Below are 22929 nucleotides of genomic sequence, written 5' to 3' on the forward strand. Positions count from 1 at the left end.
ATGATCATGCGCATCATCTTTCCCGCTCTCGTGTTGCTCGCGGCGATCAATCCGCTGTTCTTCCCGCAGTGGGACGCATTTCTGACCATCGTCTTCGCAAAGGCGTTGCCGGTTATCGGCATCATCCTCTTGCTTCAGGCGGGGCAGGTCTCCTTCGGCCACGCCATGTTCTTCGCGGTGGGCGCGTACTGCGCCGGCTTCGTCGGGCGATGGATGGGTGGCGGTGGCGAGATCGTCATCCTGCTTGTAGCGGCGCTGGGAGCGTCCGTCGTCGCCGGTCTTTTCGTCGGGATATTCGTTGTCCGCTACCGCTACATCTTCTTCGCCATGTTGAACCTCGCCTTCTCCATGGTGCTGTTCTCGCTGCTCGAAAAATTCATTCATATCACCGGGGGATCGGACGGATTCCGCATCGCGCGGCCGACCTTCTTCGGTCAGCAGCTTTCACGCTCGGATTTTGAGCTGGGGGTCTACTATCTGGCGCTCGTCCTGCTGGTCGTCTCGATCTATGGCGTCTGGCGCTTGCTCGACAGTCCGATCGGCCATGCATTGAAGGCGATCAAGACCAATGAGACGCGCGTGGAATATCTTGGGATATCGCCGCGACGGACATTGCTGATCGGTTATGTCGTCTCGGCGGTGCTGGCCGGCGTTGGCGGAGCGATGGTCGGCGTCTTCCAGGGTATCGCGACGCCGGACTATGCGTACTGGACACGCTCGGGCGAGTTCGTGTTCGTGGCCATACTGGGAGGTGCGGGACACGTCACGGGCGCGCTCGCCGGTTCCTATGTGTTCGAATTCATCCGGGTCACGGCGGCAGCCTATCTGGGCGATACCTGGCAGCTCACGCTGGGGGTCGTGCTTCTTGGCATCATTCTCTTCGCACCATCGGGCATCGTTGGTTCGCTGATCAAGCTCGGCAATCGCGTTCGTGGCGTCAAGGAGAAGCGCTCTCAATCGTCGATCGGTAAAGCCGGGGAGATTGCGTAATGACGGCCCTCCTTTCGGCTCGGGACATCGAAATCCGGTTCGGTGGCGTCGTCGCTGCCGACGGTATCGCCCTCGATGTCTTTGAAGGTGATAATCTGGCGATCATAGGCCCCAACGGTGCAGGCAAGACGACGTTCCTGAATATCTGTACGGGCTATCTGGCGCCGCAGGCAGGACGCGTGACGTTCAAGGGCAGCGACTTGCTTGGCCAGTCGCCGCGCGCAATCACAAGGCTGGGAATCGCGCGAGCGTTCCAGATTCCGCAGCTTTTCGCGGAACAGACCGTGTTGGAGAACATGCTGCTGGCCGCGGCCTCCCGGGCTGGCCGGTTGGCACCCTTCTCCAGGCTGGCGGATATTCCCGAACGCGAGGATGCCGAGGCCATTCTCCACCAGGTCGGATGTTCGGACGTGAAGGAGAGGATGGCTTCCGAGTTGCCGGAAGGCAAGCGCAAGCTTGTCGACATCGCCCTGGCGCTGGCGCTCAAGCCGACGGTGCTGTTGATGGACGAGCCGACATCGGGTGTCGCGTCGTCGGAGAAATTCGCGATCATGGATACGCTCATCGGCGCTCTGCGCGCGCAGCATGTCACTTCCGTATTCGTCGAACACGACATGGAGATGGTGTCGCGGTACGCCAACCGTGTCGCTGTGTGGAGCACGGGCCGCATTCAGAAGGAAGGGGCGCCGGCGGAGGTGCTTTCGGACCCCGAAGTCATTCGAACAGTGATCGGAGGCTGACGATGCTGGCGCTGAAGAACCTGCAGGTCTCGATAGCATCGATCCCGATCCTGCGCGGCGTGAATCTGACGGTAGGTGAAGGCGAGACCGTCGCTTTCGTCGGCCGTAACGGAGCTGGCAAGACAACCACCTTGCGAGCCGTGATGGGGCTTCTGGCTTCGACAGGCGATATCGAACTGGACGGTCAGAATATCCAGAAGGTGCCGCCGCATATGAGGCCGGGTCTCGGGATCGGCTACGCACCGGAGGATCGGCGCTTGTTTTCCGCCTTCACCGTTGAGGAAAACATCCTCCTGCCGGCGCGCGTGGCAAAGCTTTCGGCGGGAGAGACAAAGCGGCGGCTCGGCCGGGTCTACACGATCCTGCCCGAACTCAAGGAGATGGGGCCGCGCCCGGCCGGGTCCGTGTCCGGCGGCCAGGGCAAGATGGTCGCGCTTGGGCGGGCGTTGATGATCGGCACCAAGCTGATCCTGCTCGACGAGCCGTTTCAGGGGCTCGCTCCGGTGCTGGCCAATCGCTACGCCGAGGCTTTGCGCGCCCTCAGGGACCACGACAGGTCTCTGTCCGTGGTCATCACCGAATCGAATCCCGGGCTGCTGAAAAGTTTCGCTGAACGCACCGTGACGATCGAGCGCGGCGAAATCCAGGAAATGCCACCAGTCGAGGCTGAAACAGCGTGAGGACGATGCGCCGCACACGCATGACCAATGAAATGGAGAGAGTGAATATGCGCTTGAAGGGTAAATCGGCACTCGTCACCGGCGCGGCATCCGGTTTTGGAGCCGAAATCGCCGCTACATTCGCCAGAGAAGGCGCGCGTGTGACGATCATGGATCTCAATGGACACGGCGCGAAGACGCAGGCCGAAAAGATCGGCGGCGATGCGCAAGCCGTTGCGGGCGATGTCACATCCGTCGCGGATGTCGAAAAGGCGATCGCGGCCGCTAGGTCGAACGGACGGCTGGACATTGTCGTCAACAATGCCGGCTGGACGCACCGCAACAAGCCGATCATGGAAGTGAGCGAGGAGGAGTTCGACAAGGTCTATGCGATCAACGTCAAGGCGCTGTTCCACATGACCAGGGCGATCGTACCGGTCATGCGCGAGCAGGGAGGCGGCGTCGTCCTCAATATCGGCTCGACCGCGGGCATCCGCCCGCGACCGGGCTTGACTTGGTACAATTCCACCAAGGGCGCGGTGAACCTGCTCTCCCGCTCGATGGCCGTCGAGCTTGCGCCGGACAAGATCCGCGTCAATTGCGTCGCCCCCGTCATGGGCGCGACCGGTCTTCTCGAAAGCTTTATGGGCGTGCCTGATACGCCGGAGAACCGCGCCAAGTTCATCGCCACGATCCCGCTCGGCCGAATGTCCGAGCCGAAGGACATCGCCAATGCCTGCCTCTATCTCGCATCCGACGAGGCAGAATTCATCACCGGCGTCGTGCTCGAGGTCGATGGCGGCCGGACGGTCTGATCAGAAAGGAGGAAGCGGAGAGGGAAGGACGGTTCTTTATGCAATTCAAACGACGTCGCGGGAGCAAACTCGAAAGCGCTCCCGCCGACAACTCAGGAGGAGCATATGTTTTCGACGAAATTTCGCATTCCGTTGATTACCCTGGTTTCGGCCGCCGCGATGGCGACAGGGGTCCTGGCGCAGGAGAGCGGCCAGCAGGAGTGGCCGGCAAACGCGCCTGATGCGCCAGAGTGGTGCAAATCCAAATGGGGGCCGGAAGACCAGATCGGCGCGGCGAACCTTCTGTCTCCGCAACTGGCTCTGGCGGCTGCCAAGCTGGTGACGGAAGGCAAGACCTATTCGCTCGGGGTCGAGGTGAACAAGAATACGCCCGCGTTCGGCCCACGCTCTTGGGCTTTGGTGATCAACCAGCCCGGGCAGACCGGCGGCGTGGGTCTGGGGCCGACCAACACCAATTACAACGACGACATCTACATGGGCTACGTCGGCACCGGCTCGCAGATCGACGGGATCGGGCATATCGGCATCAACAATGTCTACTACAACTGCCACAAGAACAGCGTTTTCGTGCAGGCGGACGGGTTGAAGCAGCTTGGCATCGAGAAGGTGCCGAATATCGTCACACGCGGGGTGCTGCTCGACATGACGGACCACTTCGGCGTCGAGATGCTTGAAGAGGGAACGGCGTTCAACCGAGCGGAAATCGAAGCTCAGGCCGAGAAGCAGGGTGTCGAGATTCGGGAAGGCGATGTCGTGCTTTTCTACACCGGCTGGCTTTCGCTGGTTGGACAGGACGATAAACGCTATATCAGCGCCGAACCGGGGCTGGGTCTGGATGGCGCTCGCTATCTGGCCGAAAAGAACGTGATCGCGGTCGGCGCTGACACCTGGGGCGTTGAAGTCATTCCGTTCGAGGAAGGGACAGGCGTGTTCGAGGTGCATCAGGAGTTGATTCCCAAGAGCGGGATCTACATTCTGGAAAACATGAACACTGCCGAAATGGTGCGCGATAAGGTCTGGGAGTTCATGTTCGTGCTTGGCCATTCGAAGATAACGGGTGGCGTCCAAGCCATCATCAACCCAACAGCGATCAGGTAGCGCTGCGTGGAAAGCCCGTACGCCAAATCGGACATACCCCCGGGGGCGGAAGCGCTCCGCCCCCCCCCTGCTTTAGCGAGGCAGTGCCATATTACGCTGTTGTACCTTTGTGGAGCAGTTGGACATTGGACCCCAAAGCCACAGGGCAATTCGTGTCTTATTCGGTCGCGGGCGGGCCAAAAGAGCCAAGGCAGATCCGCAAGTCGAACGCGAATAGGGACGAGCGCTTAACAATCAACGCAATTGTGGAGATAGCCGCATGGACATTGGCCGCAGTCTCGACTTTGTCGCACCGCTGTTTGTCCCCGGCAACCGACCCGAGCGCTTCAAGAAGGCGGCTGCTTCCGGCGCCGACGCAATCATTATCGATCTCGAGGATGCGGTTCCGGCTGAAGCGAAAGTGGCGGCCCGTTCTGCCCTGCACGCTGACTTTACGAATCTGCCCGTGCTCGTGCGCATTGATGGCATCGGAACGGAGTGGCACGCGGATGATTTGGCCGCAGTCGGCCATGTACCGTTTGCGGGTATAGTCGTACCGAAGGCCCAGTTGGCGCCGGGATTGGAAGGAATCTGCGCTTTGGCAGAACGGCGCCACGTCCCTGTGGTCGCCCTCATCGAGACGGCTCGCGGCCTCGCAGACGCGCGCGCAATCGCCAAGCTGCCTGCCGTCGAACGTCTGATCTTCGGGTCCATCGACTTTTGCGCTGATATCGCATGCGCCAATACCCAAGATGCCTTGTTGTCGGCGCGGTTCGAGTTGGTCCTTGCTTCGCGTCTGGCTGGCAAGTGCGCACCCGTTGACGGTGTCACAACAGCTATCGACGACGCGACGCTCGTGATCGACGATTCCCGGCATGCCCGCAGTCTCGGGTTCGGCGGGAAATTGTGCATCCACCCGAAGCAGGTACAGCACGTGCTCACCGGTTTTAGCCCCGACGCATCGGAGATTGCTTGGGCGCGCAAAGTGCTGGCCAGTGGCGATGGCGCGACCGCCGTGGACGGCTTGATGGTAGACGAGCCGGTTCGTTGTCGCGCGCGTTCCATTCTCAGGCGATGCGGTCAGATTGGTGGCGCCGCTGGTGGCACGGATCCTGCATCTGCAATCGCGACGAAATAGCGAAGCTAACGGAGCCTTCTTGGGGCTCACGTGCCATTCTTGCTCCCCCATTGGAAGGTCATAACAAGAGCATATGTTTGTGATACATGAATGAGAGTTAAACCGCTACCACGTAACAAGTTTTTATGTGTAAAATCAATCGCTTAGCAAAAATTGGTAGCGGAGGGCCGCTACCGTCAATCCCCACACCTACCGGATATACGCTACAGGCTCCGATTGTCCTCTCGGCTTCTGGCGGCGTAGTCATGCTTACCGCGCGGCGTCGCAAGCCGAAACGGAATCGCCCAATCCCAACTGAACGCTTATGACCCTTATGCACGCTTGGCCTGCAAGCAAAATGCAGGCAAGGGGCTATATTTGATACCAAGTCAATTTTTATTGACATAGTATCAAATATATGGATTCATGAGGGTGAACAGGGAGAGAGGAATGCCCGAACGAGCTTTCGAACCGCTGGCCGGTCTGCGAGGCGCCCAATGGAACGAGGATCGTCTTCCCGGGGGGCTCGTTGCGACCGTGCGCACCCTGACGACCGTCGATGGGGCCAACGTGACTGGCTACCTCTACCGTCGTGGCGGGGAGAAGGCTGTTTGCTGTCTGATGCATCCGCGGGAAATCCTCGCGACGCACTACCTCGTGCCGGAGCTTCTGGATGCTGGGGCGGCTGCCTGGGTCCAGGGTTCAAGAAGCGCGGGCAATGATCTGCGTCTCGAGCACGAACTGGCGGTGCTTGATGTGGATGCGGGAACGGCGTTCCTCAAGGACCGTGGCTATGACCAAATTGTGCTGGTCGGAAATTCCGGCGGGGCCGGGCTTTATGCCTACTACACCGAACAGGCGAACTTGGCCCCTACGAGCCGAGAAACGAAGACGCCGGCCGGGCGGCCGGTGAAGTTGGCCGACGCGCCGATGGCGCGACCGGCCCTCCTGGTCTTCGTAGCGCCGCATCCGGGGCAGGGGCTGCTTCTGATGAACTCTCTCGACCCCTCCGTCACGGACGAGAACGACCCACTGTCAGTTGATCCATCACTCTTTCCATTCTCGACGGCCAACGGCTATTCACCGGACGGTGCACGCTACACGCCGGACTTCGTTGCCCGCTACCGCACCGAGCAAAGGGCGCGCGTCGAGCGGATTGACGCGGCGGCGCGCGAAATGGTCCGCGTACGCATGGCGGCGCGCAAGGCCGGCAAGGTCGGCGATGCGGATGAGATCACCCGGCTGACCGCCGGCTGGCAGCAGATTTTCGATGTGCCGCGAACCGACGCCGATCTCAGGAACTGGGACCTCACGATTGATCCGACCGACAGGAGTTTCGGCTCGCTCTGGGGTCGCGATCCGTTCAAGACGAATATGAACGGCGTCGGCTTCGGCAAGGTCTGCACGCCAGAAAGCTGGCTTTCGACATGGTCCGGGCTCACCTCGAAGGCGGGCATTCTGCGCTGCGCGCCGACTATCGATCAGCCGACTTTCGTGATCCGGTACACCGCCGACGCCTGTGTCTTCCCCAAGGAGCTGGAGGAAATCTTCGGGGCCTTCGCGACTAGCGACAAGGACCTGGCAGTGGTGCGCGGCACCCATCACGGCCAGCCCATCGCGGCGGGCGAGCCGAGCGGTCAGGAACTGGCGGGACAGGCGATCCGTGGCTGGCTCAAGGACAGGCTGTCGACCTGAGGAGGTCGAAGGGAGGAGAACATGACATTCGCACCCGGAAATCCCATCGAAGGCGTGGTCTATCCCGATCCGGCGGACTTGGAGCGCTGGCACGCCACAGGAGCGTTGACCTCGGAAACGCTTGGTGACGGCTTCCGCGCCGCCGCCAAGATCCACCCAGACCGCAACGCCATCATCTGGCTTGAGGGCCGTATCAGTTATCGCGAGCTGGATGAGACGACCGACAAGGTCGCGGCCGGTCTCTTGGGTCTGGGGCTTTCCCCCTGCGACCGCGTACTGTTCCAGCTGACAAACACGCCAGAAACGCTGATCTCGTTCCTTGCCTGCTGGAAGGCCGGCATCATTCCGATCTGCACGCTTGCCGCCCACCGCGAGGCGGAAATCGGCTATCTCGGGTTATTCGGCGGCGCGAAAGCGCATTTCATCGAAAGCAACGCCGGCAAGTTCGACTTTCACGCCTTCGCCAAGAAGATGCAGGGCGAGGTGCCGGGGCTGGAGTTGATCGTCTCGACCCGGGGGGGAGCGGGCGAGGGCGCCGTGGACCTGGCCGATCTGATGACAGGCGACCTGGAGGATGCCAGGCGCAGGTTGGCCGAGGTTCCTCAGGATCCCTGGCAAGTCGCCGCCTTCCAATTGTCCGGCGGCACGACGGGTGTGCCCAAGATCATCCCGCGGATACACGCAGAGTATCTCTATAACATGCGTCAGGTCATGGCCTTCAAGGGCTGGACGGCCGAGGACCGTCTTTTCGTGCCGATGCCTTTTGCGCACAACCTCAACATGGGCTGCGGCTGGGGTCCATTCATCATGTCTGGAGGCACGGTGATCGCCACACCTCGCGTCGACCAGGATGCGATGCGCGAGGTGCACAACGCGCTGACCCCCACGGTCATGGGCGCGGCGAAGCCCATCATCATGCGGATGAAGACGGAGATCGCCGAAGGCCGGATCCCGACGGGCAATCTGCGCGAGATTTTCTCCACCGACGCCGCCGAGATCGTCACCAGGGACATGGGCGTGCCCGGTCATCACATCTTCGGAATGACCGAGGGCACGATCATGTTCACTCGCGAGGGCGACAGCGAGTACGTGCGGTTCGAGACATGCGGAACACCGATCTCTGAACATGACCAGGTGCGGCTCCTCGGGCCTGGTAGTGAGGACGAGGTTCCGGCGGGTGAGATCGGAGAGCTGGCTGTATTCGGGCCGTACACGATCCGGGGCTACTACAACGCGCCCGAGCGCAACACCGAGACCTTCACCTCCGAGGGCTTTTATCGTTCGGGGGACCTGATGAAGTGCCACCTGATCGACGGCATGAAATTTTATTCGTTCGAGGGTCGTATTAAGGACGTCGTCGACCGCGCGGGCGAGAAGGTGAACTGCGAGGAAGTCGAGCGAGCGGTGATGGCCCATCCAGCCTTCAGCGACGTCGCCGTCGTCGGAATGCCGTCACCCACCCATGGTGAGCGCATCTGCCTCTACGCCGTAGCGCGGCCGGGTGCGACGCTGCCGGACATCAATGAACTGGGCGCGTTCCTCAAGGGCGCGGGCTTGGCGATCTTCAAGTGGCCCGAGCGGATAGAGCCCATCGACGTGCTACCGCTCACCAAGGTCGGCAAGCTCGACAAGGTCGCTCTCAGACAGCGTATCGCGGACATCCTCAAGGCCGAGGATGCTGCGGAAAACGGCTGAAACTCGCTGATCGGCAAGGAGCACTGACATGAAGATCAATATCTTGGGCGGTGGACCGTCGGGACTCTACTTCGCCTATCTGGCGCGTAAGCGGCTGGGTGACATCGAGATCAACGTTCACGAACGCAACGCGCCAGACGCGACCTTCGGTTTCGGCGTGGTTTTGGCGGGCGCGGGGCTCGCGCGGCTTCAGGCGGCAGACGGCGAGAGCTTCGAGCGACTCCAGGCAATCACCAAGGATCTTGGTAACCAGGAGATCATCCTGAACGGAAAGCCCGTCTCGATCGAGGGGCGGGCCTACGGCGGAGCGGTTGAACGCCTGACGCTTCTGAACATGCTGCAGGATCTCTGTGCTGAAGTGGGGGTGAACGTCACACATCACGACGAGATCAACGACCCCCGCGTGGTGGAAGACGCCGACCTCGTAATCGGGGCTGACGGGGCCAACTCCACGCTGAGACGCACCTACGAGGCCGAGTTCGGCACACATGGCAGTCAGCTCTCCAATGCCTTCGCCTGGTACGGTGCCGAGCGGCTGCATGACCGGCCGACGCTCAGCTTTCGCAACGCCGGCGGCGGCGCCTTCTGTGCCCATTACTATCCCTACACCGATCGGATGTGCACCTTCGTAATGGAGTGCGACCGGGCCGCATGGGACGGCTGCGGATTTGCCGATATGACTGATGACGAACGCCAGGCGTTCGTCGAAGACCTCTACCGCGAGGATCTTCAAGGCCAACCGCTGATCTCGAACAAGTCCGAATGGCGGAACTTCCAGCCGGTCTGGAACGACAACTGGTCTTTCGGCCATCGCGTGCTGATCGGCGACGCTGTTCGGCGCGCGCATTTCTCGATCGGCTCCGGCACCCGCATCGCGATGGAGGATTCGATCGCGCTGGTGAAGGCGCTCGAGGAGAGAGATGACATCGAGGCGGTGCTCGCCGCCTATGTCGCCGGGCGCAAACCCGCGGCCGATATCCTGATCGGCGCGGCGCGCGAAAGCTACACCTGGTACGAGGAGATGGGGCGGCACATGGCCGAGGCCAAATCGCCGCACGACTTCGCCTTCACCTATCTCACCCGTACCAGCCGTGTCGATGCCGCCCGTGTCGCGGCCGACTACCCGGAATTCACGGCGGCCTGCGCGGCCGAACGCGAAGGAGTGGGGCAATGACGATCCCCTACGCGTTTTTTCCACCAACCGAGGAAGTCATCTCGGACGAGCCTCTGGTGCTCAGGCGCGTTGTGCGCTGGGGCGACTGCGACCCGGCGGGTGTCGCCTACACGCCGCGTTTTCTCGACTATGTCGTCTCGGCTCACGAAGCCTTCATCAGCCTGATGCTCGGCGGGTCGATCCACACGCTGAAGGATCGGCTCAACGTCGATTTCCCGGTGCGGGGCGTCGAGATCGATTTCCGCGATCGTCTGCCACTCGACACTCAATTCGACATGGAGGTGCGTGTCGGCGAGATTCGTACCCGTACGTTCGACCTGCACATCCGCGCCCATAAGCTGGAGGCGGAGGGCAAACGGCAGGGCCCGCTGGCGTTCACCGCACGGATATCGCCCGTGACACTCAGCCACGAGACCCGTGTCGCGGTGGCGCTTCCGGAGAGCTTCAAGAACCGCGTGGTCGCTTACGCCGCGGCACATCCCGCAAACAAGGAGGAAAACTGATGCGCGCCTATCGCGTAGGCCAGATCGTGCCCTCATCGAACATCACGATGGAAACCGAGATCCCGGCAATGCTGCGAGCACGTGAGACGATCCGACCGGAGAGGTTCACATTCCACTCGAGCCGCATGCGTATGAAGAAGGTGACACAAGAAGAACTCACCGCGATGGACCGGGATTCGCTGCGTTGTGCGCGAGAGCTCGCCGATGCTGACGTGGACGTGATGGGATATGCCTGCCTCGTCGCAATCATGAGCCAGGGCCTTGGCTATCACTGCGTGTCCAAATCCAATCTGGAGGGCGCTATCGCGGAAGAGGGCAAGGAGATCCCAGTCGTGTCTTCGGCCGGTGCTTTGGTCGACGGGTTGAAGGAACTTCGAGTCAAGCGTGTCAGCTTGCTGATGCCCTACATGAAGCCGCTGGCCGACCGTGTCACCGACTACATCGCAAGCGAGGGCTTCGAGATCCATGACAGCCTAGCGCTCGAGATCGAGGACAATCTGGCGGTCGCTGCCCGCGATCCGATGGCCCTCGTCGAGGACGTCAAACGCCTCGAGACAAAGGGGGTCGACGCGGTGGTGCTGTCTTGCTGTGTGCAGATGCCATCGCTACCGGCGCTGGCGCCCGTCGAGGCGCGCCTCGGTATCCCGGTCACCTCGGCTGCCGCGTGCACGGTCCGGGCGATGCTTACGGAAATGAACCTCGAACCGGTAGCCCCGGCGGCTGGAGCGATCCTCGCCCCAGCCTTGCAGCCGGCTGCCTAATCTCAACCAAACCGACAGCGCCGACAATGGCGCGCAAGCAATGGGAGGAACCAAAAATGAAGACCCTTGCGAAACTGCTTGCCTGCACCGCTCTCGTCTCCATCGCCAACATGGCATCGGCCGAAACCGTAGTCCGCATGCTCAAGACCTGGGACGACCGCTATCCGGGTTCGGTCGTGATTTGCGACCGCTATGCGGAGCTTCTGACCGAAGCCTCGGGTGGCGAGATCGTCGTTCAGATGTCAGGCCCCGAGACCATACCGCCGCTGGAACAGCTGGAACCCACGCAGAATGGCCTGTTTCAGGTGCTGTGCACGTATCCGGGGTTCCATACCGGCTCGGCGACTCTTCTGACCGGGCTCGAGAGCATTCGACCAGATGCGCAGGCATTCCGCGAAAGCCGCGCCATGGAGGTTGTGCGGGAGACCTACGGCGCCCTTGGTCTGCACGCGATCTCGGTGCCGTTAGGTCACGGCTACTGGATCTACCTCAACCGCGATCTCTCCGGTTCGGGAGACTTGTCGGGGATGCAGATCCGTGCGCTGCCGCCGCAGCATCCCTATATCAGCGCAATCGGAGGAACGCCGGTGGTTCTTCCGCCGGCGGAGATGTTCAGCGCACTTGAGCGCGGGGTCGTTGACGGGGCGCTGTTTCCCGCGGCGGGAGCGACCGGCTACGGTTTCACCGAGGTGACCGACCGCTATTTTGATACCCGGGTGTCGTCGCCGCACGTCATTCTGGCCAACCAGACGTTTTGGGACGGCCTGCCCGGGGACGTCCGCAAGGTCTTCATTGACCAGGCAGAGGTGTTGGAAAACGAAATGCCCGGCACCTACGATCGGCTAAATGAGGAAGAGCATGAGCGGATGGCGGAAGCTGGGATGGAGCGCCTGACCCTGTCAGACGAAGTTGCAGCGCGCCTGTCTCACGCCATCGTCGAAGGCTCCTGGAGCTTTGCTGCCAGTCGCGACGCCGACGCCGCTGGGCGCCTGCGCAACATCGTCGAAGGTGCGGGCCTACTGCTCGAATAGACCAGTGCGGCATCCGCCGGGCCGTGATTCGTCCGGCCGGCGGTCTGGAAGGGAGGAGAAGCAGTGGTCTCTGTTATGGGAAAGATTCACGATCGTTCCAGTGAAGTTGGCCTCTGGCTGGGTATTGCGGCGCTGGCCGCCATCGCGTCCCTGTCCTTCATCGCCACCATGTCGCGGTATTTTCTGGCCGCGCCGATCGGCTGGGTGCCGGACTGGGCTGGCTATCTGCTGGCCGCATCGGTTTTTGTCACTACGCCAGCAGTGACCCGGCGCGGCCAGCACGTTGCCATGGACATCCTGATCTCCTACTTCACGGCGCCCGCGGTCCGGCGGCTTCTCGGGGGCGGTTCATTGCTCCTGACACTGGCGATCCTCGCAGTCATGAGTTGGATCGTCTGGCAATCGCTCGCCACGGCCTTCAAAGCCGGTACGCTGACTGCGGCCGGATATCCGATTCCACGCTGGTGGCTTCTCGCGTTCATCTTCTACGGGTTCGCATCCTCGGGTCTGCACGTCCTGCGAATGCTATTCGAAGTCCTGGGCGGAAAGAACGTCGACCAAGCCGTTCCCCACGCCGAGCCGGAGGGATTTTGATCATGCCGATCTATGCCGGTGGCGTCCTCCTCTTCGCGCTGTTTCTTCTTGGGGTACCCGTCTTTGCGGCCTTTTTCGGCTTCAACATCTTTGCGGCGCTGACGCTCATGGGGCCGCAGATGCTGTCGATTTTTTCGGCCTCTATCCTCGATACTGTCACCACTTCCGAACTCGTTACGGTACCGCTGTTCATCCTACTCGGTGAACTCCTGTTCCGCTCCGGCTGCATTACCATCCTGTTCGACGCCGTGGATGACATCGTTGGCCGGGTCCGCGGGCGGCAATACGTCATCGTGGTGCTCATCTCGGTGCTGCTTGGCGCACTCTCTGGCTCCGCCATCGCTGTCGCGGCAATGCTCGGGCGCACGGTCATGGCTGAGGGGGTCGAGCGAGGCGGCGACAAGCATCTTCTGTCGGGGCTTGTCCTCGGCGGTGCCTGTCTCGCCCCGATCATTCCACCGAGCTTCCTCGTGGTCCTGATCGGCATGCTCTCGGGAACTTCGATCTCGGCTTTGCTGGCGGCTGGCGTGTTGCCCGGTATCGTGGCTGGCGTGCTGTTCTTCTTCTACATCCAAGTGCTGCTCTGGCGCGATCCGTCGCGCGACATTACGCGCGGTAACGACAGGCCGCGCGGTCCGGTGTGGAAGGCGGTACTGTCGCTCCTGCCGTTCTCCATCGTGATCTTCGCTGTACTCGGCTTGATCCTGCTCGGCGTCGCCACGCCCAACGAATCGGCGGCCTGTGGCGTGTTCGGTGCACTCGCGGTCGCGGCGATCTACCGTAAGCTCTCCGCGTCGATGCTGGTCGAAGCGCTCAAGGGCTCGATCCTGATGTCCTCGATGATCCTGCTGATCATGGCGGCCTCGAAGATCCTCACGCAGCTCATGGCATTTTCCGGTCTGACGAACGATCTCGTCGCGGTCTTCACCGCGCTTGATCTGCCGGCGGTCGCGGTCCTCGTACTCCTGATGCTCATCCCCTTCGTGCTTTGCATGTTCCTCGACCAGATCGCGCTCATGCTGATCCTGATCCCGATTTACAAACCGCTCTTGGTCACTTTCGGTTTCGACCCGCTGGTGTTCTGGACCCTGTTCCTTCTGAACCTGACGCTTGGGGCGATCACACCGCCGTTTGGCTATGCACTCTTCGCGCTTAGCGCATCCAGCCCGCGCGCAGTTGGTCTGAGGGACATCTATGCCGCCTCCTGGCCATTTATCGGACTGATCGTTCTGACGCTTGTTCTGGTATGGGCGTTTCCGCCACTCGCCACCTGGCTGCCGTCGCGGTTATGACCGACGCAGTCGAGCGAAGCGGTCAAGAAGCGCCTTGAGACCCAGTTCGAAAGCGTCATCAGCACGGACCCGTGCGAAGGCGCGCAATCCGAATTCCAGCCCGGGCATCTCGCCGGATTGGTAGGCGTTGGCCTTCTCTATGAGAAAATTCTCATGGGCAGCAGGTTCCAGCCGGGTATTCGCCGATGTAGCGGTCGCCAGGCAGTGTAATGCGAGCACATGATAGAAAATGGCGGTAGTTTCCGCATCGAAGCCTGCATCCTTGAGCATGGAAAAGGTCTGGTCGAGGTAGCGCGCACCATAGTCCGTCTCGCCATCACGAACCTTCTGGAACACCCGGAACCGCGCATGGCGCTGAATGTGCTCGGCCGCGCCGACATGGCTGCGTTCGCAGTTCATCAGTATGCGCGCGAATAGCGTCACGCGGTCTCGCCATCCAAGGTCGCCTGGTATTCCGTCGAGCTTGGCCAGAAGCTCCTTGTAGAAGCGGTTCAGGATGGCGGAGGCGAGATCGTCCTTGGTGCCAATGTGATAATGTAGCGCACCGGGCTTCACACCGAGTTCGCGGGCCATCTGCACGAAAGAAACATTGTCGATCGATTGGGTCCGGGCCTGATCGTATGCCAGATCCACGATCATCTGGCGGTTGACCAGGCCTTCGCCTGCGTCGCCATTGGACCGGGGGCGCCCACGGCCTCGTTTCGTTTCCCGAACTGCGTTCATATGCATTTTATTGCCATACTCACAATTTCCTTGGCAACCTGATTTAATTGAGATACTATCAATAATAATTGATGAGATCCGCTCGCTAAGGGAGACACAGGAATGCCGGAAAAACTGGGAACCCGGGAAGACGCGTCGTCCGCGAAGAGTTTCAACGATGCGATGGGGGTCGGCACCGGTGAGTTGACGGGGACCCGACACGCTTCCGAGGACGGCGTGCAGCTTGTCCTTCGCGGGGTCGATCACACCGCGCGACCGACATGGAAGCTCAACGAGACGGTGGAGTTTTATCGCGATATCCTCGGCCTGCCGCTTGTTCATGCGATCAGTGCGCGGGGCTGGGGGCCTCCGGGACATCACGACTTCCTCCATTTCTTCTTCGATGCGGGAAAAGGCGCGACGATCGCATTCTTCTACTACATCGGAAGCGAGCGGCCCGAGAGATACGGGCCCGAGGAACACCATTTCTATTTCGCGACCCACACTGCCTGGGCCGTGGATACGGAAGAAGAGCTCATCCAGTGGAAGGAAACGCTCGAGAACCGTGGCATCAAGGTTTCGCCCTATACGAAACACGAGATCCTCGAATCGATCTACTTCACCGATCCCAATGGTTATCCCGTCGAGATTACGCGGCGGCTCAGGGAGACGGAACTGATCGATGAGGTAGACGCGAAACTGACGATCCAGGCCGCGCTGGAAATCGAGACCGAATCCCGGGAGGCCGGTCAGCTGATGCCCGATATCGACACTGTTTGGCGTCGCAAGGCCAAGCTGGTCGACGCCTACAAGGAGAGCGCCTCATGATCGAGGTTCATGTCATCGACGTGCCCGAGTTTCGGCCGATGGTCGAAACCCAACGCGACAATCCCGAGGTTACGATCTCGGGTCCGGTCAAGGGCTACTGGACAATCCAGGCCCCGACCCAACTCACCTTCTCCCGGAAGGCGATGAAGATGAAACCGGCTGTCTGGTACGGCATCTTCACCGGTGGGCTCAATGGCGAGATCGCCGAATGGGGCCGGGATGAAGTGCGCGTCATTGGCACGAACCGTCCGCTCTGAAAGGGGTGGCCGATCAGGTACAGTAAGAGAGGAGAGGAAGATGTTTGCGAAGCTCGCAAGGCATGACGGCCTGATGGCTGCCATGTCGCGGCGAGCAGGCCTCGATCTGGGCGAAGCTCTCCTGAACGGTCGCCTAAACCCAGCAGAGTACCGTGGAACGGTGGTGCGTTGCATCGGCTGTCGACATTCCGAAAAATACAGCCTATTGCTGGCCGACGAACGCGAAACTGGGCCTGTGCCGGAATACTGCGCAAATAGGGGCTTTTTCCGCAATCTGAGTGGAGTGCGATCGAAAAGCTGAGGCACTGATCGCCACTGGGTAAACGTCGCTCTGGCGTGGTCTAGCATAGGGGGATGCAACGTTAGGGTATCGAGTCTGAGGACAGCTGCCGCCAATCCCCACACCTACCGGAAGTACGCTACAGGCTCCGATTGTTCTCTCGGAACTTGGCAGCGTAGGCATCCCTACAGCTTGTCTTGTCTGGGACTGGAACAGACGATCTGCTTCCGGCTGCGGGGTTGTAGGATGGCTAACGTTCGGCCACCGACCGCATCTTAGCCATTCAGCGGGCCTTCGTTTGGCTGTTTCCGCTGCCGCCCCTCATTGGGCGATGGCGACAGATGGCTCCGATGTCTATCTGCCCGAGGCGGACATTGAGAACGTGACTTGAATACGAGACAGCTTCGCTGCTTGAGCTTAACGAGCAATCCCGGGTATCTGCCGGTTATGCAGTGGTCGGCTCCCGATGAGGAGACGCTGGAAAAAGGTTCGCGGCCATGAAGTCGACGAAGACCCGGAGTTTGGGCGCGATGTGACGGTTGGTCGGCCAAAGCAGGCGAAATGAACCCTCGTGCCGGACAAAGTCCGGCAGGACGGCGACGAGGCGGCCCGTGGCGAGCTGGTCGACGATCGCGAAATCGGGCAGGGAGGCAATCCCCATGCCGCGCTCGGCCATCATGATCAGCGGCTCGATCGTGTTGACGACCGCGGTCGTCGGCAGGTCCGGGCGCAACTCTGTTTCGCCCTCTTGGAGCGGCCAGGGCTCCAATTTGCCGCTCGTGGCATAGCGATGGTGCAGGCAGGCGTGCCTCATCAGATCGCGCGGAACGCGCGGTGTTCCGGCCCGTTCGAGATACTGAGGGGCGGCGACCAGAATGAGGCTGAATTGCCCCAGCATGCGTGACATGAGACGGGAATCCGCCAGGTGCCCGGCTCGAACGACAGCGTCGAAACCTTCATCGATGACGTCGACGAGGCGGTCCGAGAAATCGAGATCCAGCTCTATCTCGGGGTAGAGGTCCATGAATCGCAGGATCGCGGGCATCATCAGCATCGACACGATCGGCATGCTGACCTTGAGTTTACCGCGGGGACGCTCGATCGTCTGAGACAGCTCCAGCTCAGCCGCTTCCACTTCCGCCAGAATGCGCCGGCACCTTTCGAGAAACAGCGCGCCTTCACCGGTCAGCGTGATCGTCCGGGTCGATCGGTGCAGCAACCGGACCTGCAGCCGCTCCTCGAGCCGGGCGACCGCTTTGCCGACCGCCGATGCCGAGATGCCGAGTTGGTTCGCCGCCGCGGTGAAACTGCGAAGTTCCGCGGCGTGCACGAAGGCGCTGAGAGATCCAAGGCCATCCATTTCAATCTTTCCGGACAAATCATCTTGAGTGTCCGGAACTATCTCTCATTGTTCTCTAATTCAAGTCAAACCTATCTTGGCGGTCACAGTCGGACTGTTCCCCAACAAGGAGTGAATTTTATGCCTGATACCGTCGGCACTGCGCCGCAGGAGCACGGTCGCTTTGATTTTTCGGCGATCACGAGCCGCCCCAAGCTGGAATGGCCCGATGGGGCGCGGGTGGCGTTGTGGGTGATCCCGAACATCGAGCATTTCCTGTTCGATCGCCCGTCGAGCTCGATCATCCAGTCGACGACGAGCTTCGTGCCCGATGTCCTGAACTACGCGTGGCGGGACTACGGGGTGCGCGTCGGAATCTGGCGCATGATGGAAATCATGGAAAAATACGGGGTGAAGGGCACGGTCGCGCTCAACTCGGATGCCTGCGTCCACTATCCTGCCGTCATCCAGGCCGGGCAATCGCTCGACTGGGAATGGATGGGACACGGCACGAACAACTCGTCGGTGATCACCGGGATTCCCGAAGACGAAGAGCGCAGGATCGTCAAGGAAGTCGTGTCCACCATCACCCAGGCGACGGGTACGGCGCCTCGTGGCTGGCTAAGCCCCGCCCTGACGGAAACCCATCAGACACCGGATATCCTGGCGGAAAACGGCATCCGGTACGTCGCGAACTGGACCAATGACGATCAACCCTACGAGATGCGCGTGCGCTCGGGCTCCATGCTGTCCATGCCGTATTCGGTGGAGATGAACGACTACACCGCCTTCCTCGAACAAGGTCTGTCGGGCAGGGATTTCGGCGACGCGATCTGCGACCAGTTCGATCAGCTTTACGCTGATGGCGCATCGACCGGCCGGGTCATGTCGCTTTGCCTGCATCCGTTCCTGATCGGGCAGCCGCACCGGGCGAAGCACTTCGAGCGCGCGCTCAAACACATCACCGCGCACGACGCCGTCTGGCTGGCCAAGGGCGGCGAGATTGCCGACTGGTACACATCGACCAGGGGCAGATAGCGAAAACTACGTTGCCTTCCAGGGCGACGTCAGGCCGGCTGCGAGGCGCCATGGCACCGCGGCCGGCTTTGCTCTATGAAGCCTCGCGCGGCCTTGGCTTCTCGATGTCTTCGGTCTTCGCGCGAAGGCGCTCGAGCAGGCGGATCAGCGCCGGATAGCCGCTCTCCATCTCCCGCACCTGTTCCTCGGGCAGGCTCAGGCTTTCCATGGCGAGAAATGCATGGAAGTCCGGTGTCTTGCGCGGCATCTTCACAGGCGTGCGCCCTCCGGCGGCTTGCAAAGGTGCCACTCGGTCGCATCCTGATAAGCATGCGCGGCGCTGAGCACCAGGCGATCGGAAAGATGAGCGCCGGCGATCTGCATGCCGACCGGCAACCCGGCGTTCGAGAAGCCGCAGGGGATCGCCATCGCCGGGACACCGGTAACGCTGAACGGCATGGTCACCAGCGGCTGGGCGGCGCGCGTGCTCTCCCCGTCGGGATCGTTGGGCTCGGCGGTGCCAAGCCAACCGGCAGTCAGAAGCAGGTCATACGAGGTCAACAGCATGCCCATGCGGTGCGTGAGATGCCTTCGCCATTTCAGAGCCCGCAAATAGTCTTCCGCCCGAATGAGGCTGCCGGGCAAGATGCGCTCGCGCATCAGGGCGCCCATTTCCTGCGGAGAGGATTGCAGAAAGTGGGAATAGGCCGCATGGATCTCGCTCATCGAGATCACCGTCTTGCAATCCTGGTAGTCTCGCAACGGCGCCAGCGTCACCGGTTCCATCCGCGCTCCGAGGGCTTCGAACACTTCCGAGGCCCGGTCGACGGCGGCGGTCACGTCCGGATGCGCGTCGTCGGCATACCAATGCCTCACCAGGCCGATCCTCAACGGTCGGGGCAGCGGGTCTATCCGGGCAAGGTTGGCCGGTATTCTGCGGCGAGGGGTGAACGGGTCGGCACGACCCGCGCCGGCCATCGCCTGCAGCGCGAGGGCGCAATCCGCTGCGGTGCGCGCCATGGGACCGCAATGATCGAGAGACGGCGCGTTGGGATGGATCCCCTCCATGCTGACGACGCCATAGCTGGGCTTCAGCCCGCTGATGCCGCAAACGGCCGCCGGCCACCGGACCGATCCGCCGGTATCGGTCCCAAGCGCCAGCGGCACGATGCGCGCCGCGACGGCCGCTGCTGATCCGGATGACGAGCCGCCGGGAAGGTGCGATGCGCTCCATGGATTGATCGCTGGCGGCCAAGGCAGATCCCAAGCGGGACCGCCATGGCCGAACTCGAACAGCGAGGTCTTCCCCATGATGACGGCGCCGGCGCGCTTTAGCCGCCGCACCACTTCCGCATCCTGCCGCGGGACGCTGTGCTCGAAAATTCGTGAGTTCGAGGTTGTGCGGATCCCGCGCATCTCGATGTTGTCCTTGAGCGCAACGGGAATCCCGTCAAGCGCGCTGCGCGGGTCTCCTTCGGCAAGTCTCCTGTCGGACGCGGCGGCCTGCTTCAAGGCGGCTTCAGCGCAAATGGTAATGAATGCACCGAGCTGCGGATTGCTGGTTTCGGCGCGTTCGATGGACAGGCGGGTGAGCTCGACGGATGACAGGTCTCGGTTCCGCAAATGAACCGCGAGCTGCTCGATCGACAGATCCAGAGGCGCTGTCGGACGATCGGTGCTTGTCATCGCCATCAGCCTGCGGTTCCGACAGGCAGAGTTAAGCCCAGCAGGCTTGCGACGTCGTCCAAGTCCTCCAGACTCCATACGGTTGCAGCAAGTTCCTCGGCCCTGGCCCGGCCGATGCATTCATCAGCCAGCATGTGATATTTTTGCGTGAGGGCGCCGTCTGACAACGGGTTTTTCAGGCCGCCGCTGGCCTCTTCCGTCCGCTGCGTCCATGACCGGCCGTCAGCCAGGATCAGTTCGACTTCCGCCTGATCCACCTCCAGGGATGGATCTTCTGCAACCGAGATGCGTTCCCGAAGGCCAGCCATCTGGCTGTTCGACAGGAACGGTTCGGTAAAGTGCCTGGGCGTCGGGATGCCATGCAGCAGTGCGGTCGCTGCAGCATGCTGAAGGCTGACCTGAGCGTCCCGCTGTTGCGCGAGGCGAGGCCGGTCGGCCCGTTTCAAAAGCAGAGAGTTCCCTCGAACGACGACCCTGGTGATCCCCTCGGCTCCGCCGGACAGCCGCGTCCGGAGTTCGAGGCAGGCGTCGACCACCGGATTGATCACGACACCGCAGGGATATGGCTTGTAGGTGTTGTTCCCCAGTTCCCAGTTGTCCCCGAGCCCCTCGAGCAATACTCCTGCGCTGTCGGGGCTTCCCATCACCGCGAACAATCCATGCGTACCCTCAAGGGCCGTTGCTGGTCCCGTGAGGCCGCGGGCGGCCAGCTCCGCCGACCACAAACCGTTCCGGCACGCATTGCCGATACCGAGGCTTTTGCTTCCGGTTCCGATCGCCTCGACAAGCCCGCCAGACTGGGTTGCGGCACAGGCGAGCGCATGGGCAAAGACATCGTTCGGGGACCCCAGAGCATGTGCCGCCGCTGCGGCCGCCCCGAACACGCCGCAGGTGGCGGTGATGTGCCATCCACGCTGATAGTGTGCAGCCGCCAGGGCCAATCCGATCCGGCATTCGATGTCGACACCGACGGCAAATGCGGTGATCCACTGCCTGCCGGTCAGCTTGCCGCGTTCGGCCAGCGCAAACAGAGCGGGCGCGACGGGAGCAGTCGGGTGAATGATGGTCGGCAGATGCGTGTCGTCGAAGTCCGCGACGTTGGCGCTTGCGGCGTTGAGGAACGCGGCGGACAGATGATCCGACTTCAAGGCGCGGCCGATGACCGTTGCCTTTCGCGACCCGGCGGTTCCGCTCAACGACGCTGCGAAGACCGCCATGGTGGGATCGTTCGCGCCGCTGATCGAGGTGGCGAGGAAATTGAGCAAGGCTCGTTTGGCTTCATGCCGGATCGGGTCCGGAATGTCCTCGAAGCGGATGCCGGCGCGATGCCGCGCGAGCTCTCCGACAAGACCGATTTGCTCCATCATGCTTCCACTTTCTGATGCCGGGCACTGGCGCCCGACAAACCAATAAGCAAGCATTGGGCCAACGCAATCGATATGGCCCGCAAATTGCTAAACCAGATACATTCGCCCACCGCTTGGATTCAGTAAGGAACAGGAAATGCCCAAAGCTCCGCTTGCTTTCGTCGGACTGGGTGCCATCGGCACACCCATGGCAATGCGCCTTCTGCAGGGAGGCTTCGACCTGACGATAAACAGCCGGCGGAAGGTTTCCGGCGACACCCTTGTGAAGAGCGGTGCAAACTGGGCGGATACACCCGCTGCCGCCGCAGAAGCCGCCGATCTGATCTTCACATGCCTGCCCAGTCTGGAGGCCAACATGCTGGTCTATTTCGGCGAAGGCGGGCTGATTTCGGCGGGTAGACCCAAATGTGTAATCGACCTCGCCACGACCGGACCGGAAGGAGCTGCGGAGATTGCCAAACGCCTGAAGCACGAGGGTTGGGGCTTTCTCGACTCTCCGGTGACAGGCGGTGTCGGGCGCGCGGTAAATGGTACGCTGACGTTCATCGTTTCCGGTGAACCTGTCCTGTTGGAGCAAGCGCGCCCGGCATTCGACGCGATGGGAAACCGCGTCTTTCATGTCGGGGCAGAGCCCGGGCAAGCGCAGCAGGCGAAATTGATCAACAATATGCTCAACTTTACCGCACTCGCCGCAAGCAGCGAGGCGATCACCGTGGGAGTCAAGGCAGGGCTCGATCCCGAGGTTCTGGTCGAGATCATCAATTCGGGTTCGGGGAAAAACTCCGCGACGGAACTTAAGTTTCCGCAAGCGATATTGCCGCGGACCTTCAATGCCGGAGCCACCAATTCACTCGCGGCAAAGGACCTTTCTCTGTTTCTCGATCTCGCGGATACGCTCGGCCTTCCCGCGCCGATTGCCGGGCACATCTTCCAGATATGGCGCGGCTGGGCAAACCTGCATGGCGAGCAGGATTTCACGACGATCGTCAAGATGTACGAGGCCTGGGCCGGCGTGGAAGTGCGAGGACGAGCCGGCGGGGAGTGAGCTTCTGTGCGCGGTGACAACACGAGTGTCTTTGCCGAAGACATGTTGCGCCGTCCTATAGCCCTTCCGGGCCTCGCGGTTTGCAGCGGCCGAGCTTCCGCCGACGTTCTTGGCTCGGCAACTGGCCGCAAATGGCGATTTAGCGCCAGATTCGCAGCAGGCTCTTCGGAGTGGCACGGGAATTGCGGGAGGAAGCCTTATCATACGATCGTGGAGGATCGGATGGAAACGAGGATCGAACGATAAGGGGAGTGGAGAATATGAG

24 protein-coding genes are annotated in these 22929 nt (G+C 61.5%); 19 read left to right on the top strand and 5 right to left on the bottom strand.

Annotated elements, in window-relative coordinates; genetic code table 11:
• The 14 genes from N1058_RS07640 to N1058_RS07705 all read left to right on the top strand — a co-directional run bounded on the left by N1058_RS07640 (position 1) and on the right by N1058_RS07705 (position 14143).
• Positions 1 to 990 carry a branched-chain amino acid ABC transporter permease gene (locus N1058_RS07640; protein ID WP_265516917.1) on the top strand — a complete coding sequence of 330 codons (990 nt, stop codon included), beginning with the start codon at positions 1 to 3 and terminating at the stop codon, positions 988 to 990.
• Complete coding sequence (locus N1058_RS07645; protein WP_265516918.1) at positions 990 to 1730, top strand: ABC transporter ATP-binding protein; 741 nt, start codon at positions 990 to 992, stop codon at positions 1728 to 1730. Before N1058_RS07640 ends, N1058_RS07645 begins: the two co-directional genes overlap by 1 nt.
• 2 nt (positions 1731 to 1732) lie before the next feature.
• Positions 1733 to 2410, top strand: coding sequence for an ABC transporter ATP-binding protein (locus N1058_RS07650; RefSeq protein ID WP_265516919.1), 678 nt, complete (start codon positions 1733 to 1735; stop codon positions 2408 to 2410).
• A 47-nt stretch (positions 2411 to 2457) separates the two neighbouring features.
• The gene (locus N1058_RS07655) at positions 2458 to 3204 is read left to right on the top strand and encodes a glucose 1-dehydrogenase (RefSeq protein WP_265516920.1); all 747 of its coding nucleotides are present in this window, start codon (positions 2458 to 2460) and stop codon (positions 3202 to 3204) included.
• A 159-nt stretch (positions 3205 to 3363) separates the two neighbouring features.
• Entirely contained in the window at positions 3364 to 4302 is a 939-nt protein-coding gene (locus N1058_RS07660) for a cyclase family protein (protein WP_420847956.1), read from the top strand.
• A gap of 259 nt (positions 4303 to 4561) precedes the next feature.
• Complete coding sequence (locus tag N1058_RS07665) at positions 4562 to 5419, top strand: HpcH/HpaI aldolase/citrate lyase family protein (protein ID WP_265516922.1); 858 nt, start codon at positions 4562 to 4564, stop codon at positions 5417 to 5419.
• Positions 5420 to 5848: 429 nt separating this feature from the next.
• Positions 5849 to 7093, top strand: coding sequence for an alpha/beta fold hydrolase (locus tag N1058_RS07670; protein WP_265516923.1), 1245 nt, complete (start codon positions 5849 to 5851; stop codon positions 7091 to 7093).
• Positions 7094 to 7114: 21 nt separating this feature from the next.
• Positions 7115 to 8788: an AMP-binding protein gene (locus N1058_RS07675; RefSeq protein ID WP_265516924.1), complete on the top strand. Its 1674-nt coding sequence runs from the start codon at positions 7115 to 7117 to the stop codon at positions 8786 to 8788.
• Positions 8789 to 8816: 28 nt separating this feature from the next.
• The gene (locus N1058_RS07680; RefSeq protein WP_265516925.1) at positions 8817 to 9962 is read left to right on the top strand and encodes an FAD-dependent monooxygenase; all 1146 of its coding nucleotides are present in this window, start codon (positions 8817 to 8819) and stop codon (positions 9960 to 9962) included.
• Positions 9959 to 10465, top strand: coding sequence for an acyl-CoA thioesterase (locus tag N1058_RS07685; protein WP_265516926.1), 507 nt, complete (start codon positions 9959 to 9961; stop codon positions 10463 to 10465). Before N1058_RS07680 ends, N1058_RS07685 begins: the two co-directional genes overlap by 4 nt.
• Complete coding sequence (locus N1058_RS07690) at positions 10462 to 11226, top strand: maleate cis-trans isomerase family protein (RefSeq protein WP_082143958.1); 765 nt, start codon at positions 10462 to 10464, stop codon at positions 11224 to 11226. Before N1058_RS07685 ends, N1058_RS07690 begins: the two co-directional genes overlap by 4 nt.
• A 56-nt stretch (positions 11227 to 11282) precedes the next feature.
• Positions 11283 to 12257: a TRAP transporter substrate-binding protein gene (locus N1058_RS07695; RefSeq protein ID WP_157384585.1), complete on the top strand. Its 975-nt coding sequence runs from the start codon at positions 11283 to 11285 to the stop codon at positions 12255 to 12257.
• Positions 12258 to 12332: 75 nt separating this feature from the next.
• Positions 12333 to 12851: a TRAP transporter small permease gene (locus N1058_RS07700; protein ID WP_265516927.1), complete on the top strand. Its 519-nt coding sequence runs from the start codon at positions 12333 to 12335 to the stop codon at positions 12849 to 12851.
• A gap of 2 nt (positions 12852 to 12853) precedes the next feature.
• Positions 12854 to 14143 (top strand): TRAP transporter large permease, encoded by a 1290-nt coding sequence (locus N1058_RS07705; protein WP_048649086.1) that lies wholly within the window; start codon positions 12854 to 12856, stop codon positions 14141 to 14143.
• Here N1058_RS07705 and N1058_RS07710 read toward each other — a convergent pair.
• Positions 14138 to 14866, bottom strand: coding sequence for a TetR/AcrR family transcriptional regulator (locus N1058_RS07710; RefSeq protein ID WP_265516928.1), 729 nt, complete (start codon positions 14864 to 14866; stop codon positions 14138 to 14140). The genes N1058_RS07705 and N1058_RS07710 overlap by 6 nt on opposite strands.
• A gap of 102 nt (positions 14867 to 14968) precedes the next feature.
• Here N1058_RS07710 and N1058_RS07715 point away from each other — a divergent pair, with 102 nt between their 5' ends.
• Genes N1058_RS07715 through N1058_RS07725 form a run of 3 tightly spaced genes read left to right on the top strand, consistent with a single transcriptional unit; the run spans position 14969 to position 16231 of the window.
• Complete coding sequence (locus N1058_RS07715) at positions 14969 to 15673, top strand: VOC family protein (protein WP_265516929.1); 705 nt, start codon at positions 14969 to 14971, stop codon at positions 15671 to 15673.
• Positions 15670 to 15930: a hypothetical protein gene (locus N1058_RS07720; protein WP_082143955.1), complete on the top strand. Its 261-nt coding sequence runs from the start codon at positions 15670 to 15672 to the stop codon at positions 15928 to 15930. The genes N1058_RS07715 and N1058_RS07720 overlap by 4 nt, the downstream gene beginning before the upstream one ends.
• A 40-nt stretch (positions 15931 to 15970) precedes the next feature.
• Positions 15971 to 16231 (top strand): DUF6455 family protein, encoded by a 261-nt coding sequence (locus tag N1058_RS07725; RefSeq protein WP_265516930.1) that lies wholly within the window; start codon positions 15971 to 15973, stop codon positions 16229 to 16231.
• A gap of 424 nt (positions 16232 to 16655) precedes the next feature.
• On the opposite strand, the gene N1058_RS07730 is transcribed toward N1058_RS07725, so the two are convergent.
• Positions 16656 to 17570, bottom strand: a complete 915-nt coding sequence (locus N1058_RS07730; RefSeq protein WP_265516931.1) for a LysR family transcriptional regulator — start codon at positions 17568 to 17570, stop codon at positions 16656 to 16658.
• A gap of 120 nt (positions 17571 to 17690) precedes the next feature.
• Here N1058_RS07730 and N1058_RS07735 point away from each other — a divergent pair, with 120 nt between their 5' ends.
• Positions 17691 to 18587: a polysaccharide deacetylase family protein gene (locus N1058_RS07735; protein WP_265516932.1), complete on the top strand. Its 897-nt coding sequence runs from the start codon at positions 17691 to 17693 to the stop codon at positions 18585 to 18587.
• A 73-nt stretch (positions 18588 to 18660) separates the two neighbouring features.
• Here N1058_RS07735 and N1058_RS07740 read toward each other — a convergent pair whose 3' ends face one another.
• The 3 genes from N1058_RS07740 to N1058_RS07750 are packed head-to-tail and all read right to left on the bottom strand — an operon-like array spanning position 18661 to position 21673.
• Entirely contained in the window at positions 18661 to 18840 is a 180-nt protein-coding gene (locus N1058_RS07740) for a hypothetical protein (protein ID WP_265516933.1), read from the bottom strand.
• On the bottom strand, positions 18837 to 20258 hold the full coding sequence (locus N1058_RS07745) for an amidase (protein WP_265516934.1): 1422 nt from the start codon (positions 20256 to 20258) through the stop codon (positions 18837 to 18839). Before N1058_RS07745 ends, N1058_RS07740 begins: the two co-directional genes overlap by 4 nt.
• Entirely contained in the window at positions 20258 to 21673 is a 1416-nt protein-coding gene (locus N1058_RS07750; protein ID WP_338040637.1) for an MmgE/PrpD family protein, read from the bottom strand. The genes N1058_RS07745 and N1058_RS07750 overlap by 1 nt, the downstream gene beginning before the upstream one ends.
• A gap of 82 nt (positions 21674 to 21755) precedes the next feature.
• Between N1058_RS07750 and N1058_RS07755 the strand changes: the two genes are divergently transcribed.
• A complete protein-coding gene (locus N1058_RS07755; RefSeq protein WP_265516935.1) occupies positions 21756 to 22664 on the top strand; it encodes an NAD(P)-dependent oxidoreductase in 909 nt (302 codons plus the stop codon).
• Positions 22665 to 22929 lie beyond the last annotated feature (265 nt).

Source organism: Nitratireductor luteus (assembly GCF_026162365.1).
GTDB lineage: Bacteria > Pseudomonadota > Alphaproteobacteria > Rhizobiales > Rhizobiaceae > Chelativorans > Chelativorans luteus.